Origin of the sequence: Brucella haematophila (genome assembly GCF_005938105.1) — a bacterium.
In the GTDB taxonomy this organism is placed as follows: domain Bacteria; phylum Pseudomonadota; class Alphaproteobacteria; order Rhizobiales; family Rhizobiaceae; genus Brucella; species Brucella haematophila.
Genome location: NZ_VCPE01000011.1, coordinates 23,643 through 39,765 on the forward strand (window position 1 = coordinate 23,643; position 16,123 = coordinate 39,765).

Below are 16,123 nucleotides of genomic sequence, written 5' to 3' on the forward strand. Positions count from 1 at the left end.
TGCCCATGACCATTCATCCTCCCAAGATCGCCTGCATCGGTAGCGGCGTCATCGGCAGCGGCTGGGCCGCACGCTTTCTGCTCAACGGCTATGACGTTGCAGTCTATGACCCGTCGCCGGATGCGCAGGCGACAACCGAGCATATCCTCGACAATGCCCGGCGCGCCTTGTCCGCCCTCACCCCGAAGCGCCTGCCAAACGAAGGCACACTTTCCTTCGCGCCATCACTGGCCGATGCTGTGCGCGATGCCATCCTGATTCAGGAAAGCGTGCCTGAGAGGCTCGACCTTAAACTGGCCGTTCTCAAGGAGATCGAGGCATCCTGTTCCAGCGACGCGCTGATTGCATCATCCACCTCCGGCTTCCTGCCGAGCAAGCTGCAAGCCCCCTTGCAGCACCCGGAACGGCTGATCATCGCGCATCCCTATAATCCGGTCTATCTGCTGCCTCTGGTGGAACTCGTACCGGGTGAAAAGACCGGCAGGCAGGCTATCGAAATGGCCGCCGCGCTTTACCGCCACACGGGTATGGAAGCCGTCATTCTCGAAAAGGAAATCGATGCCTTTGTCGGCGACCGCTTGCTGGAAGCCTTGTGGCGCGAAGCGCTTTGGCTCGTCAAAGACGGCATCGCCACGGTCGAGCAGATCGACAATATCATCCGCTATTCGTTTGGTTTGCGCTGGGCGCAGATGGGCTTGTTCCAGACCTATCGCATCGCTGGTGGTCCGGCGGGGATGAAGCACTTTCTGGCGCAGTTTGGTCCCGCCTTGCAATGGCCGTGGACGAAACTGACGGATGTTCCGGAGCTGGACGAGACCCTGATAGGCCGCATCGCCAGCCAGTCTGACGCGCAGAACGAAAACCTGTCGATCCGCGATCTTGAGTCCATTCGCGACGCCAATCTGGTAGCCATCATCCGCGCCCTATCCCAGCAACAGCAGGGCAAAGGCTGGGGCGCAGGCGCACTTTTGAATGAGTATACCGCGCGACTCGACACATCCGACGACAAGATAGCGTCTCGCTCCGGTCCGCTACGGCTACTCGATGCCCGTGTGATCCCGGAATGGATCGACTATAATGGCCATATGACCGAGCACCGATACCTCGATCTTTTTGGGCAGACCACCGACCAGTTTCTCGCGCATATCGGCGTCGATGCCGTTTATCTAAACGGTGGCCACAGTTATTACACCGTCGAAACCCACATCATGCACCGCGATGAAGCCAAAACTGGCGACGAACTGCATGTCGACACACAGCTTCTGTCCTTCGATGCAAAGCGCATTCACCTGATCCATTCGTTGAAACGCGGTGAGACAGAACTGGCAAGCGCGGAGCAGATGCTGCTCCATGTCGATACGAAAGCAGGCAAGGCGGTCGCCGCCGATCCTGTCATTCTGCAAACGCTGGAAGATCTCACGCTTGCCCATAAGGGTTTAGCCGTTCCGGCTGCTGTCGGACGATATGTAGGGCAGCGCGCCTGAACGCTGCCCAAATTGGCCACAGAGCGGCCCAGCGCGCAAATCCGTTTCACATTGTTGCGAAAAATGCTCTAACATTCCTCCCGGGTGGTACGGAGGAGGAAACAAAATGGCCGAAAAGGCATCATCCAAGCCGGTTCTCCTATCCGGCGGCAACCCGCAAATTCCAAAGGGCGAAGGCGACGCGCCGGTCAATGCCTATATCGCCGCCATGCCCGGCTGGAAAAGCGAGGTGGGGCGCCGGCTAAATACGCTCATCGAACAAACGGTTCCAGACGTTCACAAGGCGGTCAAATGGAATTCACCTTTCTACGGGCTTGAAGGACAAGGCTGGTTTCTGAGCTTTCATTGCTTCGCCAAATATATAAAGGTTGCTTTCTTTCGCGGTCTCTCCCTGACCCCGCAGCCGCCGGTGGAGTCCAAGAGCCAGGATACGCGTTACTTCCACATCCAGGAAAACGACGTGCTGGACGAAGCGCAATTTACCGACTGGGTCAGGCAAGCAAGCCAGTTGCCCGGCGAAAAGATGTGAGTGAAACAATGACTACCCATGAAAACAAATCCGCTTCACAGCTGATCGACGAACGCATTGCCACACTTGACGACTGGCGAGGCAAAACGCTCGCCGGTGTTCGTGCCATCATCACGAAGGCTGATCCGGAAATCACTGAGGAATGGAAATGGCGCGGCGTACCCGTGTGGGAGCGCGATGGCATTATCTGCACCGGCGAGACCTATAAGCAGGTCGTCAAACTGACTTTTGCCAAAGGTGCCTCGCTGGACGATCCGACTGGTCTGTTCAATTCAAGCCTGGACGGCAATATGCGCCGGGCCATCGATATTCGCGAAGACGAAGAGATCAATGCCGATGCGCTGACAGCCCTCATTCGCGCTGCCATAGCGCTTAATAGCGCGAAGCCGCCGCGCAAGAAAAAGACCCCTTGAAGCATCAATAGCTGACCGTCACCACCACCGTATCCGAATAGGTTCCCGGTGCTGGTGTGGTCTGCGGCGCGACACGACCATAAACGGTCAGGCTTTGCGCGGTTCCCGTTCCCGTCCCGGTTACAATCTGCCCGGTGGTGTTACCCCACGGGATTGATCGTGCGGCATTTGTATAGAGCCCATAGATGACTGCATTGGAGCCAAGCGTCATCCGCCTTTGTGTCGGTGTTGTATTGCTCAAACCACCATTGAGCGAAACGCTATAGGGAAGGTTGGTGGTACAGCTTACCGATAGAGTACCGGTCGCATCCACGTTCGATGTCAGAACCCCGTGATTGCCAAAGTTGATGGACGTGGCGGAGACCGTGCAGGTGCGATCGACATTCGCCGTCACATTGAATGACGGCTGTGTTGGATTATCCGTCATGGCGGTACAGGCAGGCGCCACAAGCAGATAGCTGGCATAGTTGAAGCGGGTTTGAGCACCCGAAAATGTCGACAGATACGCGCCGCCTGGCGTGGCCGCCTGCCCGGACAGGATACGCCCATAGATCGTGCGCGTGGCGGAAGTGGATGTGAGCGGCAGCAACGTCATGTCGATGGGTGGCGGAGACCCCAATGTCGTGTTGGTAACAGACCCCCAGGGAACCGAACGGGCAGTATCCGAGTAAAGCTGGTAGGTCAATGTGTTGCTACCGCTCAGCATGGTGCGCAAGCCCCCACTTGAACCGCCGCTGCCCGCATTGATATTGGGGCACACCCGAAGAAACAGACTGACTGTGAGCGTGTTGGAACAATTGACACTCAATGTCGCTGTCGTATCAACCGCTCCGCCCGCCAGAAGATTGACCGTACCAAAATTGACATTGGTGACACTGAAGGAACAGGTTTGCGCATAGGTCCAACTGGGTAGAAAAATCAATAGGTTGAACAACGCGCATGCGACGATGCGATAAAATCTCATTGCGTGCTCCTGCATACGGCGTCCGGAATGGTAACGCGCGCTTCTGTATTGCACGGCACGGTGAACGTGATCTGGCATGAGCCCTTTTCGGATTGCGTCACTATCAACGTGTTGGAGTTCTCAATGCCTTCAAGATAGACCTGACCGTCATAGCCCACGATGAACTCCTGGGAGCCATTAAGACGCGCTGTGGATCCGGTCTCGATGTAAGCACCGCTTTCATCGCGCAAGGTGACAAGGGCTGCTCGTGTATCAGCCTTGACGTTGAAATCCACCACGGCTCCGCCCCGATCACTTGGGCTCACCACTTGTCGGGTTTCTCCTACAGTCGCATCAATGGGCAGATTACTAGGGTCGATTGAAATGACGTTCTTGTCGTAGGAGCGCAGATTGGGCAGAAGCATTTTGCCGCTCTTGTTGGTTTTGCCCATGGGACGGTTTTCGAATTCAACATCGACATCCGGCGCACCCACATCCACCACACCGAAAGCATCGTCGATGCGGTTCGACAGGAACACACCGCCGCCCGCGAGGACAACAGCACCATCAATCTGCGCACTGGCGCGGACATTCTCATTAAACTTCTCGACGCTACCTTCAATTCTGCCAATCTGGCTGCGATAGCTGCCGCTGGCGGCAACAATATCGCTCTGGCCGTAAGAACCGCGCAACCGCCAGCCAGTGCTTCCCACTTCGGCCTGCTCGGATTTCATCAAATCGATGGATCCAGTAGTTCCGTTTTCATCAGCCGAAACACTTGTCGATGCCGTGATGTTATGGTCGAACGACCAGGACAGTCCGGCATATAATCCGAACGAGCCTTTCTGCTCAAAATCCGTATAGGCAGACACAAACATATTGCCCTTCTCACCGAAAGGCCGTGTGGCGGTGACGCCAAGAATTCTCGACTTTTCGGAATCGGCGGTTTCGATCTGTGCATAGGAGAAATTAAGGTTTGTGCTATCGAAGATGGGTGGCAGCGAAACTGACACCTGATCGAGCGCTTTGGCAGGCTTGGCGCTATTGGACGGAAGCCCGGTCTCGTCAATATCAGCCGTGATCGAGGCAATATCATTATAGTCGCCGAAGGTACGCTGGGTACGCACATAGAACTTGATGTCCCAAAGTTCGGCTTCAACACTAGCTGCAAACTGGTAGCCGGTTTCGCCACCAAATTTGCTGGTCGCTCCGGACAAGGTTCCAACGCCGAATGGCCCTATATTGAGTACGCTGCCAATGCCCGCATTGTAGAAATTTTCAGCACCTTCAACGTGCCCCTCGACGGTCGTGTTGTTGGTGAGACCATAACGCACGGTGCCGCTTCCCACGATGCGGTCATCATAATCATTCGATTCCGTGCCGTAATAACGGCGAGCAAAACCGGTTTCAGCGGAAAAATCCGCGAAACCCTTAGCCAGCAAATCAGCCGAGGCATAGAATGGGGTTTCCGTCACTGTTTCGCGGCCCAGAACGTCGCGAACCACCATGCGCGCCGTGCCCGCACCGGTGACCACCGGGAGGTTGGTGACTGTAAATGGGCCGGATGCAACAGAGCTGGTCGCGCGGCGCGCATTGTCGATATAAACATCGACCGTTGACGGCACAGCCGCAGACCCCGACAGCTCGGGCATCGGCATGGTGACCAGATCTGGCCGCAATGAAAAATTGCGCCGGATTTGTACGCCGCCCAGACGGCTCGGTCGTGTCCATGAGAGACCACCCGTAATGAAGTCACCGACATTATAGGTCATCAGTGTTTCCTGATCCGAGTAGGACCATCGCGTATCGAGCCGCGTCGACCCGAACCTGTCGGTATCGGACGAGCTGATCACCTGTGACGATGACAAGACGCCGTAGGGACCGAACAGGCGCCCTTCCATGAGGCCCGAAACACCTTCGAACTGCGTCAGATCATACCAATCCTGTCCGCCGCTGGCGCCATAGATCGTATAATTCACCAGCCCGCCGAAATTGCTCTTGGCTTTGGGCTTGTCGTCCTCTTCCTCAGACGCGACTTCCTCGCCAGACTGTGCATCAATCACACGCGCGGCGCGCTTGTTTTCCTGCGCATCGAAACGAACGATCTGGTTCTCCTTATCATAGGTGACGTTGACCCCGGAGAGCCGGTTCACGTCGATCCATCCGTCATCCCGCATAGCTTCCCTGGCGGGCTTGATCCCGACATTCTTGAGCTGTTCCGGCTCAATCAGAAGTGATCCGTCCGGTGTTTGACGAAACGTAGCGATCAGCGCCGATGATGCGCCATTCACATAGACCTCAAGCTGAAGCTCCAGAGGGGTATCGTCGGAAACAAGCGTCCCCGACGACGTAGGTGGCAATTCCTGCGCCGCAGCTTTCAGACATCCTGTGCAGACCGTTAGAAACGCAATCGTCAAAACCGCAAGATCAACCGCCCCTGACGCTCGCTTGCGCATTTATCGGGCCAGCTTCGCTTTGAGCTGAAATCGTCAGCGAGCCACCACCCCGACTACCACCTGTTCCAGGAATAAACCAAGATGCACTTGATTGCCCCAGAACATATCCAACAAGGCCTTTCCGCTGTGCGACGGCACGACCGCCCGCACCCTGCAATGCAAGGTCGGAAACACGCAGACGCTTGTTTCCCGTGTTGTTGACGGTCACCTGATAACCGCCCGATTTACGCTGAACACTCCAGGACGGGTTCGCATCCGGCGTACCGGGTTGCGAAAAGAAAACCGGAATGGAATGGCGGATCACCAGATTGACGGTGCCGGATCGCCGCTGCGCATTATCAGGAAGTTCATCGACAATCAGCCGGTAGCTTTCTTCCGCCTTGACCGGACTTTTCGACGTGCGAACGATACGCACGATGTTTTCGCCGCCGGGTTTCAGCTGCGATATGGGCGGGCTGACGACGACATCGGTTGCTTCCGCGTACGTGTCGACCCCGTTGCTCTGGCTCCAGCGGAATATTCTGGCCTGAACATTGATGGGCCGTTTTGCATCGTTCCAGATGCGAATGTTTGAAGCCGCCGTTGGCGCGCTCAGATCGATGATGACCGGCGAAACGCGCAAGGAAGCCGCATGCGCCGGAATGAGATACAAGCTCGCAAATAACGCCGCGGCAAAAGTGAGAACACGCATTCTACCCTCCGTGACGTTAATAGCTGATCGTGGCGGTTACCGTATCCGTATAGACACCAGCAGCCGGCGTTGTTTGCACTGGCACACGCCCGTAGACCGTATAGGCCTGTGCGGCACCATTGCCTGTGCCGGCAACCGTGTTTGTCCCAACAGTATTACCCCAGACGGCTGTACGTGCCGTCGTGGTGTAAAGGGAATAGCCAACCGTGGCGCTTGCCGGTCCCGTCATCAAACGGTTTGCAACGGTTGCGCCCGTTCCACTGCCAGCACTCAGGCCAATGTTGTAAGGTGTCAAATTGGTGCATTGCACAGTAATGGTGCTGGTCGCATCGACATTGGTCGACAAAACACCATTGGAACCGAAGTCCATGTTGGTTGCAGAATTAATCTGGCAAGCCGCAGTAATCGTAATCTGTACATTAAACGTCGCTGTGGGCGTTTGGGCCATAACGCATGTTGAAGAAAGAACAAAACTCGCTACAAGCGCGGGGAACGCGTATTTTATGTACACCATATTCCCTCCTATATGTCGGGACGGAAATAATCTCCGCCCTTTCAACCAGGTTCACTTGCCCCCCAAATCATTCACTTCTCAATTCTCTGCCTAATTAGTGATTCTCTATCATATGCGGGTTAATATTTTTTTCAAGAATCGCCCATTTTTCCGTGTTTAACGGCAAGCTATTCTTATACCACATGAAAATCTCTTTATTTTACAAGCACCTAATTCGTGAATTTTCTTTTCAAAGATAAATGAATGCAGAGACGGCACAGCTTGAAAAGATACGCGAAGAACATAAAAAATTCAAAAACTCACTCGTTAATATTTTTTGAGATCTAAAACTGTCTAATCTGAGAAATATTTTTAGTTACATAAATTGAGTTAGTGAAATTCTCAATAAATCCCTTATCATTCTCAACAAAACGGCCTTGAGCGCTTGCTTTGATAATCGGGCAACCGCTCAAAATGCACGCGAAACAACAAACCTATTGGCGATAGAGGATCATGCCGCCATGGTGGAGAACATCATTGATAAAACGCCCGTCGGCTGTGAACCCGGTATCGTCCCAGTAATAGATATGGTCGCCGCGAACTTCATAACGCCCCTGATAGGCGCTTTCACGGCTACCACGCGCCTCGTCATAACGTCCGTTGGGGAGAAGATGGTGACGGACATGACCATCCCCGGTGATCCACATACCGGCATAGGAGTGGCTCTGGTCAGCAGGAGCTGACAGATCAGGCTGATTGTTCATTGCGAGGCCTTTTGGGGTCAGAAAGAATATATTCACGGCGACCGCAAACGCGGCGATCATGGGCAGAGAGGCTATCGGCATAACCTCGTCCTCCTCAGGTCGTTGCCGTTGGACGAATGACGATCTCATTGACGTCCACATCGTCCGGTTGCTCTATCGCGAAACGAACAGCCCGTGAGATTGCATCAGGCTTCAGCGCGATGGCGCGATAGGTCTTCATCGCCTCAATTGCGATGGGGTCAGTGATCGTATGCGCAAGGTCGCTTTCCACAACACCGGGGTGAATGCAGGTGACGCGTAGCGCGCTGTTTTCCTGACGCAGCCCTTCGGAAATTGCCCGCACCGCATATTTCGTCGCGCAGTAAACTGCCGCCGTCGGGGCAACACTCAATGCGCCAATCGAGGCAATATTGATGATGTGACCGGAACCGCGGGCCGTCATTTCAGGCAGCACCGCTGCGATGCCATAAAGAACGCCCTTGATGTTCACATCGATCATGCGGTCCCATTCTTCCACTTTCATCGAAGCCATCAGTGACAGCGGCATGATACCGGCATTGTTGACGATGACATCAACGCGCCCCCACAAGTTGCGTGCCGCATCGGCAAAAGCATTCATGCTGTCACGGTCGGTGACATCAAGCGGATGGGCGAAGGCCGTTCCGCCCGCTTGGTTCAGTTCGGCAGTCAGCGCTTCGAGACGCTCGATGCGACGCGCACCAAGCGCCACCTTGGCGCCCGCTGCAGCGAGTTCGCGCGCAATGTCGGCACCAATGCCGCTGGATGCGCCGGTGACGAGAACAACTTTATCGACAGCCATGGCTGTTCCTTTCTTTGGGAATTGAGAACGTCTTGACTGTAAGCGCCAATCATTGTTTCGATAACCGCACCTTCTTTAACCAGACTGGAAAGCAAAACTAACCAATGACTCCGGATCTGAATGCCCTCGCCATTTTCGCGCTCGTCGCGGAAGAACGCAGTTTTCGGGCTGCTGCCGAGCGACAGGGTGTGACGCGTTCGGCGATCAGTCAGACGATCCGCAAGCTTGAAGAAAGTCTTGGCATTGCGCTGATCCAGCGCACCACGCGCAGCGTCAGCCTGACGGAAGCTGGCGAAAGGCTCTATAGCCAGATCGCGCCAGCCGTGGCGGAAATGACCGCAGCGCTGGAGGGAACAGAGGCGCTCAAGGAACGACCGCGTGGACGCTTGCGCCTCGCCGTATCGTCCATTGCGGAGCGCTTCCTATCGGGGCCGCTGCTGGCAACCTTCCTCAAACAATATCCCGAGATCGAACTGGACATCATGGTCACGGATGACGAGTTCGATATCGTCGCGGAAGGCTATGATGCTGGTGTGCGTCTGGGTGAGGTGATTGCGCTGGATATGATCGCCGTGCCGATTGCCGGAGAAGAACGGCAACTTGCCGTCTGTGCACCATCTTATTCCGAGCGCTGTGGGATTCCCGCTCATCCGGCGGAACTGACATCGCATTTCTGCGTCGGCTGGCGACCTTTCCCGAAATCGTCGCCCTATCGCTGGGAATTTGCCGAAAACGGCAAGGAATTCAGCGTTGCAGTGCCGCCAACAGTCACCACTAACGATATGGAACTGATGATCAAGCTGGCCGTTTCGGGCGCAGGCATTGCATTCGGCATGGAAGAAAGCTTCCGCCCATGGATTGACCGCAGCGAACTGATCCCCATTCTCGAAGATTACTGCCCGTATTTCGCAGGCTTTTATCTCTACTATCCGACACGCAAGAACATCGCGCCCAAGCTTCGCGCGCTGATCGAGCATGTTCACCGCAGCCGGGCGGCTCAGGCTTAAATAAAAAGCGGCGGAGCTTTCACCCCGCCGCCTTTGTTTTTCAAACGTCGAAACCGATCAGTGCGCAGCCTGGCTCTTGCGAACCGCAGCCACATCACCAGCCGAAACTGCGCCTGCCTTGTTGCCCCAGGCGGAACGAACGAACGAAGCGAGGTCCGCCACTTCCTGATCCGTCAGGCGATCAGCATAGCCTTGCATCACAAGACGCATCGGACGCTTTGCCGTCGACGGCACTTCCGCACCATGCAGAATGATCGAGACCAGCGGCTTCACTTCCGAACCCGTCACCAGATCGTTGTCAGCCAGCTCCGGGAATATTCCCGGTGCACCCTTGCCGGTCACGAAGTGGCAGGCAGCGCAATTGTCGAGATAAAGGCGGGCGCCCACCGGCATATCCGGTGATGCTTCCGTCAGCATCTTCGCCGTTGCTTCACCAGCCGCATCGGCAGGCGCCGCAGGCAGGACTGTCGGCGCCTTGGCCGCAAAGCTCTGCGGAACTTCGACAGCCGCACCGTCAATGCCCTTGAGGAAAGCGGCAATCGCCAGAGTATCGGCATCGGTCAGGTGCTGGAACGATTGCTCGACAGCCAGACCCATTTCGCCGTTTGCGGTCGAGTGTGCATTACGACCTGTTGCGAGATAGGCAGCCATTTCCTCGACCGACCATTTCTGGGGAGCCGATTGCGCGCCACGCAGCGAAGGCGCATTCCAGCCGTCGACAACGCCGCCGGTCAGGAAGTTCTTATCGCCGACGCTGACGCCATCCTGCGCCATGAAGCTGGTACGCGGGCTGTGGCAGGCCGCACAATGCGCCGGACCTTCGACCAGATACTGGCCGCGTTCCTGAACTTCGTTCTTGCCCACTGGCGTGAAGCCAGCCTTATGGGTCAGCGCGAGCCAGTTCCAGGCGCGAATGCCAAAGCGCAGATTGAACGGGAAGCCGAGTTCGGTCTGCTGAACTTCGTTCTTCACCGGCTGCACATCGTGCATGAAGTAGTCGTAGAGCGCACGCACATCTTCTTCGGTCAGCTTGCGATAGTTTTCGTAAGGCATGGCCGGGTAAAGATGTGCGCCATCGGCGCGGATACCGTCATAGAGCGCGGCGCGGAACTGATCGAGCGTCCAGTTTCCGATGCCCGTTTCCTTGTCCGGGGTGATATTGGTTGTCCAGATTTGACCCATCGGGCTTGCAATGGCGCGACCACCAGCGAATGGCTTGCCGCCATCCGCCGTGTGGCAGGCCATGCAGTCGGATGCATACATGACATATTCGCCCTGCCCCTTGGCCGGCTTCCAGTCGGCAGCCAGTTCTTTCGTCGGCTTTGTAAGCTGTACCGGAACGAACAGGAAAGCCAGCAAGGCGACGATGCCAAGAACGATGAGGACACCGATTATCCGAAGAAAAGTTTTCATCACCGTTCTCCTCAAACCAGCGGACGCGGATTGGCAAGATACTGCGTGCGGATCGCATGTGCGGTCCAGTAGGCAAGGCCGCCGAGCAAGCCGGTCGGGTTGTACTGGGTGTTCTGCACGAAGTTACCCGCACCAAGCATGAACACATTGTGCTTGTCCCATGCCTGCGAGAAGCGATTGACCACGCCCTCGCGCGCATTCTCCGACATGATGTGTCCACCGGTCGTGTGGGTCGTCTGGTAAGGACGAACGTCGAACTGAGCGCCTTCCTTCTTGAAGGACGACTGGATCAGGTCCGGGTTCATCGTCTTGGCCAGCGCTTCCGCCTTGGTCTTCATGAACTGGGTCATCCGGATATCGTTCGGATTCCAGTTGAAGGTCATGCGCATCAGCGGACGGCCGTGCGGGTCCTTATAGGTCGGATCGAGATCGAGATGGTTAGTCTTGTAGGACATGACGGAACCATGGGTTCCGATGTTCATCGAGTGCCCATACCATTCGGCAATCGACTTCTTCCAGCCAGCACCCCAGCTCGGCGTGCCGGACGGCAATATCATGCTGCGGATCGGCTGGCCGTTGGTCTGGCCGGTGCGCCAGTAAGCGCCACCGATGAAACCTTCGCGACCGAAATCGATCTGGTTGACGCCAAAGTCATCGATACACATGCCATTGGCGCCGGTGCCGATGAACGGATTGAACTCTTCATCCTTGAAGAAAAGCGTCACACCGCCGGTCAGCTGGTAGGCATAGTTACGTCCGGTGACGCCTTCGCCCGTTGCCTGATCGTAAGGCTGTCCGATGCCCGAAAGCAGCGCCAGATGCACGTTGTTCAGTTGGAACGACGACAGAATGACGAGATCGGCAGGCTGGAAGACTTCTTCCTGCGTCTTGTCGTCGAAATAGGTCACGCCGGTCGCGGTCTTGCCATCCGGAGCCATTTCAACACGCAGCACTTCCGACTCGGTGCGATAGGAGAAGTTCGGCATCCGCTTCAGCGCATCGAGGATCGTCGTCTGGGGCGACGACTTCGAATACTGGTAACAACCAAAACGCTCACAGAAACCGCAATGATTGCACGGCCCCATCTGCATGCCATATTCATTGACGTAAGCGGTCGAGGCAATGCCGCCCGGCGACGGAAACGGGTGGTAACCCGCAGCCTGCGCTGCATCGGCGAATTTGCGTCCGTCCCAGGTCGTCTTCATCGGCGGCATTGGGTAGTCGTTTGAACGCCAGCCCTCGAACGGGTTGCCGCCTTCAACAATCTTGCCCTTGATGTTGCCCGCCTTCCCGGAAATACCAGCCACGCGCTCGAAGCGGTCGAAGAACGGTTCCATCTCGTCATAGGTGACGGGGTAATCACCCAGAAGCATGTCTTCCGGGATGATCTGCTCGCCCCAATGCTCGCGCACATGGGAACGCAGGCGCAGTTCTTCGGCCTGCGGACGCCAGTTGAGGCCGTTCCAGTGCGTACCCGCACCACCCACGCCGTTACCCGGCAAAAACGAGCCGAAGCTGCGATAAGGCAGCGCGTTTTCTTCCGCGTTGCGGCGCACGGTGACCGTCTGCTGGCTGGCGCGCTGCATCATCTTGAGACGCACGCCATATTTCAACTCATCGATCATGTTCGGATATTTGAAATCCGGCACGGTATTCTGATCGTGGCCGCGTTCAAGCGCGACGATGTCGAGGCCTTCCTGCGCCAGTTCCATTGCGAGAATAGAGCCGGTCCAGCCGAGGCCGACAATGACCACGTCTTTCTTCTTTTCCTGACGTGCCATGGTTAAGCCCTTTCGCCCTTGATCGAAACCGGACCCAGCGGGTAGGCAACATTGTAGCGCTCAACCCACTCCTTGTAGCTGCCGCGCGCGCCGGGGAAGCCAATATAGGTCCAGGCCTGCATGCCGTGATTGCCGCCATACATCGGGTCGGCGAAATAGCCTTCCTTGGTGTTCTGGAGCAGAATGCCGAAGAACTCGCGCAGTTCCGGCTGCAAACCGACTTCGCCCTTTTGAAGCGCAGTCAGTGCTTCGTCCTGTTGTTCAGGCGTGAGAGCGGCAAAAGCGGCGCTGTATTTCTGTTCGCACCAGCCGTTGAAGGCCGGAATAGCCTGGCGATAAATCTGCGCCGGGTTGAGCGGGGTTTGCCAGCCGCGTGTCGGATCAGCCGACGCGTCGTGCGGCCCAACCATGTACCAGTCGTCAGCGCGGCCATAATCGCCGGCAAGCTGGAGATCGATAAAGACAGGGACGCGGGCTTCGATGGCGCCGGGGCCATCGCCATCCGAGGGGATCAGCCTTGCCGTCGCGGCGAGGATAAATGTCCATTCAAGATCGGTAAAATATTGGCGTTCATAGTCTTCGAGCGAAACCGGTGGCGTCTTCGGTTCGGCCTGCGCTGAGACAGCCAGTCCTGAAAGCATGACGCTTGCTGCGGAGGCTTTCAGAAAACTGCGACGACTCGGATATCCGGGGAGGTCAGTCATTGTCGTTTCCTGCCTGTTAGGTGGGTAAGACGGAGGGATGCTTTTCTGAAATGAAACCGCATTGCACGATTGAGAAAAACATAGCGCTCGATACACACCAGACTAGAACAGTTCAAATAACTTGTACCCTAGCTGTGCAAAACATGAGGGATTTCGGGGCGATGAAGCAGCCGTTTCGGCGAAGAAATTGCCCCTAAAATACCAGAAACCGGCGAAAACGTGCCCGTCATCGGTACAATAATCACATTTATGTGATTACGTGATCATATACTTAAATAAAGGCTCAAAACTGCAAATTTGACCGGTCGGACAAATTTCAAAAAACGGAGAGAGACTCACTCGGCCAGCGCATGAAACGCTGGCCGAACGACGCTCATCAACCGACGACTTCGCCTACCAGAGCGAGGTCGAAAACGTGGTGGTGGATATGCCCATCGAACATTGCGAGGAGGCCCTTTGTGGCCTCCCGGCTTTCGTAGCGGATAGGTGACTCCAGCGCCTCGGCCAGCGCTTGTCGGCCGTCATAAACCGTCCACAACACCATCGGGTAGGATGGTGCGCCTTCGTCCCGTTCCACGGCATAAAGCACGCGCACATCCCGGATGCCTGGAAACTGAAGCCACATCGGCATCAGGGTTTCCGCGACATAAGCCTTGAACGCATCCTCGCGCCCGGCATGAATTTCACCTTCGAAGAAAGCCTGTCTGACAATCATCGCAAAACTCAATTTACCTTGGTGGGCGGAACATCGCCTGCGAAATAGGCCTGCAGATTGGCAAGCACCAGTTCACCCATGCCGATGCGCGTTTCGACAGTTGCACTGCCCTGATGCGGCATCAAAACCGTGTTTGGAGCAGTGAAGAATTCTTCGCGGATCGTCGGCTCGTTGACGAATACATCAAGACCGGCACCGGCGATAATGCCACCGTTCAGCGCGGCCAGAAGCGCGTCTTCATCGACCACAGTGCCGCGCGCGACATTGATGAGATAGCCCTTGTTGCCAAGCGCGGTCAGCACATCCGCATTGACGATATTCGCCGTGGAGGCATTGGCTGCCACGCAAACCGCCAGAACATCGCAGTTCTCAGCCAGTTCTACAGGCGATGCATGGGCCACCCAGTTCGTGCCTGCCACCGGCGAGCGGTTCCAGTAATGCACGTCCATGCCGAAAGCCTCGGCGCGCTTTGCCAGCGACTTGCCGATCTGGCCAAGACCGAGAACGCCGATACGCTTGCCCTTGGGGCTGATGCCCAGCGGGAACGCCTGACGCCCGGCCCATTTTCCTTCGCGGACAAAGCTGTCGCCAAGCGCCACATGGCGCAGGAGCGCGAGCATCAGCGCAATGCCGGTATCGGCAACATCATCGGTCAGGACGCCGGGCGTCGTGCTCACATGCACATTGCGGCTGCGGGCGAAGGGGAGATCGACCTTGTCCGTTCCGACGCCGTTGATGGCGATCAGGCCAAGCGACGGCAGACGCTCGATCCATTCATTGGAAAGTCCCGAACCGCCACCGGTCACGACCGCGCGGATCGAGCCCAAAGCCGCATCGATAGCCGCTTTTTCTTCGGTCTTGTAAAGCCGGTGCACCTTGTAGCCCGCATCGAGACGCTCCTCGATAGCGGACATCATCGGCTCCACGAGCAGAATTTCCTTCGTCACGTCAAACTCCAGTTCCAGATTGGGGGAAACACATCGCGAAAGGTGGGATTTAGCCTTCGCGGTATGCGTCAGAACAAACGATGCGAGCGGTCAGGAAATCTGACCGATAAAGGCCCTTGTCCGCTCATGCTTCGGATTGCCGAAGAATTCTTCCGGCTCCGCCATTTCAAGAATCTGTCCCTGATCCATGAAAATAACGCGGTCGGCGACCTGTCGCGCAAAGCCCATTTCATGGGTGACGCAGAGCATGGTCATGCCCTCCTTGGCGAGATCGATCATGGTGTCCAGAACTTCCTTGACCATTTCCGGATCGAGCGCCGACGTCGGCTCATCGAAAAGCATGATCTTGGGGTTCATGCACAATGCGCGCGCAATCGCCACGCGCTGCTGCTGGCCGCCGGAAAGCTGTGCCGGATACTTGTCCGCTTGCTCCGGGATGCGCACACGCTCAAGAAATTTGCGTGCCGTCTTTTCGGCTTCCGCTTTGGCAACCCCGCGCACTTTCATCGGTGCAAGCGTGCAGTTTTCCAGAACGGTCATATGCGGGAAAAGATTGAACTGCTGGAACACCATGCCGGTTTCCTGCCGGATGATGTCGACATTCTTGCCGCCAGCCGTCAGGTCGTGACCATCGACGACGATGCGCCCTTCCTGAATGGTCTCAAGCTGGTTGATGCAACGGATCAGCGTGGACTTTCCGGAACCCGACGGGCCGCAAATGACGATGCGCTCGCCGCGCGCCACAGTCAGATTGATATTCCGCAGCGCATGATAGGTGCCATACCATTTGTTGACGCCTTCCATCAGCACCGCAGTACCGGAAGCATCCTGCGATGCCCGGCTGGCTTTGTTCTGAGCTGAATCGTGTGCCGTCTGGTTCATGTCGAGAACTCGCTTTGCTGAACGTGATCGCCGAATGCGGCGTTTGCGGCCATGCCCGGCCAATACCGGGCATGGCACTGT

The 16,123-nt window shown here is 56.4% G+C and carries 16 protein-coding genes; 4 read left to right on the forward strand and 12 right to left on the reverse strand.

Translation table 11 applies throughout. The annotated features are described in order from the left end of the window. Positions 1 to 5 precede the first annotated feature (5 nt). The 3 genes from FGI60_RS16420 to FGI60_RS16430 all read left to right on the forward strand — a co-directional run bounded on the left by FGI60_RS16420 (position 6) and on the right by FGI60_RS16430 (position 2,426). Positions 6 to 1,484 (forward strand): carnitine 3-dehydrogenase, encoded by a 1,479-nt coding sequence (locus FGI60_RS16420; RefSeq protein ID WP_138786109.1) that lies wholly within the window; start codon positions 6 to 8, stop codon positions 1,482 to 1,484. A gap of 106 nt (positions 1,485 to 1,590) precedes the next feature. Continuing rightward, a complete protein-coding gene (locus FGI60_RS16425; RefSeq protein WP_138786110.1) occupies positions 1,591 to 2,013 on the forward strand; it encodes a DUF1801 domain-containing protein in 423 nt (140 codons plus the stop codon). A gap of 8 nt (positions 2,014 to 2,021) precedes the next feature. Next, positions 2,022 to 2,426: a DUF1801 domain-containing protein gene (locus tag FGI60_RS16430; RefSeq protein WP_138786111.1), complete on the forward strand. Its 405-nt coding sequence runs from the start codon at positions 2,022 to 2,024 to the stop codon at positions 2,424 to 2,426. A 4-nt stretch (positions 2,427 to 2,430) separates the two neighbouring features. Here FGI60_RS16430 and FGI60_RS16435 read toward each other — a convergent pair whose 3' ends face one another. The 6 genes from FGI60_RS16435 to FGI60_RS16460 form a co-directional block, all read right to left on the reverse strand. Next, positions 2,431 to 3,390: a Csu type fimbrial protein gene (locus FGI60_RS16435; RefSeq protein ID WP_138786112.1), complete on the reverse strand. Its 960-nt coding sequence runs from the start codon at positions 3,388 to 3,390 to the stop codon at positions 2,431 to 2,433. Then, the gene (locus FGI60_RS16440; RefSeq protein ID WP_138786113.1) at positions 3,387 to 5,825 is read right to left on the reverse strand and encodes a fimbria/pilus outer membrane usher protein; all 2,439 of its coding nucleotides are present in this window, start codon (positions 5,823 to 5,825) and stop codon (positions 3,387 to 3,389) included. Before FGI60_RS16440 ends, FGI60_RS16435 begins: the two co-directional genes overlap by 4 nt. Further along, entirely contained in the window at positions 5,797 to 6,516 is a 720-nt protein-coding gene (locus FGI60_RS16445) for a fimbrial biogenesis chaperone (protein ID WP_138786114.1), read from the reverse strand. Before FGI60_RS16445 ends, FGI60_RS16440 begins: the two co-directional genes overlap by 29 nt. 16 nt (positions 6,517 to 6,532) lie before the next feature. Further along, positions 6,533 to 6,964 carry a Csu type fimbrial protein gene (locus FGI60_RS16450; protein ID WP_235889839.1) on the reverse strand — a complete coding sequence of 144 codons (432 nt, stop codon included), beginning with the start codon at positions 6,962 to 6,964 and terminating at the stop codon, positions 6,533 to 6,535. 539 nt (positions 6,965 to 7,503) lie between these two features. Then, positions 7,504 to 7,854 carry an Atu4866 domain-containing protein gene (locus FGI60_RS16455; RefSeq protein WP_374843523.1) on the reverse strand — a complete coding sequence of 117 codons (351 nt, stop codon included), beginning with the start codon at positions 7,852 to 7,854 and terminating at the stop codon, positions 7,504 to 7,506. A 13-nt stretch (positions 7,855 to 7,867) separates the two neighbouring features. Continuing rightward, on the reverse strand, positions 7,868 to 8,593 hold the full coding sequence (locus FGI60_RS16460; protein ID WP_138786116.1) for an SDR family oxidoreductase: 726 nt from the start codon (positions 8,591 to 8,593) through the stop codon (positions 7,868 to 7,870). Between the two features lie 104 nt (positions 8,594 to 8,697). On the opposite strand from FGI60_RS16460, the gene FGI60_RS16465 reads away from it, so the two are divergent. Beyond that, a complete protein-coding gene (locus tag FGI60_RS16465; protein WP_138786117.1) occupies positions 8,698 to 9,600 on the forward strand; it encodes a LysR family transcriptional regulator in 903 nt (300 codons plus the stop codon). A gap of 57 nt (positions 9,601 to 9,657) precedes the next feature. Here FGI60_RS16465 and FGI60_RS16470 read toward each other — a convergent pair whose 3' ends face one another. The 6 genes from FGI60_RS16470 to FGI60_RS16495 form a co-directional block, all read right to left on the reverse strand. Continuing rightward, the gene (locus FGI60_RS16470) at positions 9,658 to 11,013 is read right to left on the reverse strand and encodes a c-type cytochrome (RefSeq protein WP_138786118.1); all 1,356 of its coding nucleotides are present in this window, start codon (positions 11,011 to 11,013) and stop codon (positions 9,658 to 9,660) included. An 11-nt stretch (positions 11,014 to 11,024) separates the two neighbouring features. Then, entirely contained in the window at positions 11,025 to 12,794 is a 1,770-nt protein-coding gene (locus FGI60_RS16475; protein ID WP_138786119.1) for a GMC family oxidoreductase, read from the reverse strand. A 2-nt stretch (positions 12,795 to 12,796) separates the two neighbouring features. Beyond that, positions 12,797 to 13,498 (reverse strand): gluconate 2-dehydrogenase subunit 3 family protein, encoded by a 702-nt coding sequence (locus tag FGI60_RS16480; RefSeq protein ID WP_138786120.1) that lies wholly within the window; start codon positions 13,496 to 13,498, stop codon positions 12,797 to 12,799. Positions 13,499 to 13,874: 376 nt separating this feature from the next. Next, entirely contained in the window at positions 13,875 to 14,213 is a 339-nt protein-coding gene (locus tag FGI60_RS16485) for a hypothetical protein (protein WP_078338277.1), read from the reverse strand. An 8-nt stretch (positions 14,214 to 14,221) separates the two neighbouring features. Further along, the gene (locus FGI60_RS16490; RefSeq protein WP_138786121.1) at positions 14,222 to 15,172 is read right to left on the reverse strand and encodes a 2-hydroxyacid dehydrogenase; all 951 of its coding nucleotides are present in this window, start codon (positions 15,170 to 15,172) and stop codon (positions 14,222 to 14,224) included. Between the two features lie 78 nt (positions 15,173 to 15,250). Next, complete coding sequence (locus FGI60_RS16495) at positions 15,251 to 16,042, reverse strand: amino acid ABC transporter ATP-binding protein (protein WP_328592662.1); 792 nt, start codon at positions 16,040 to 16,042, stop codon at positions 15,251 to 15,253. Between the last annotated feature and the right edge of the window lie 81 nt (positions 16,043 to 16,123).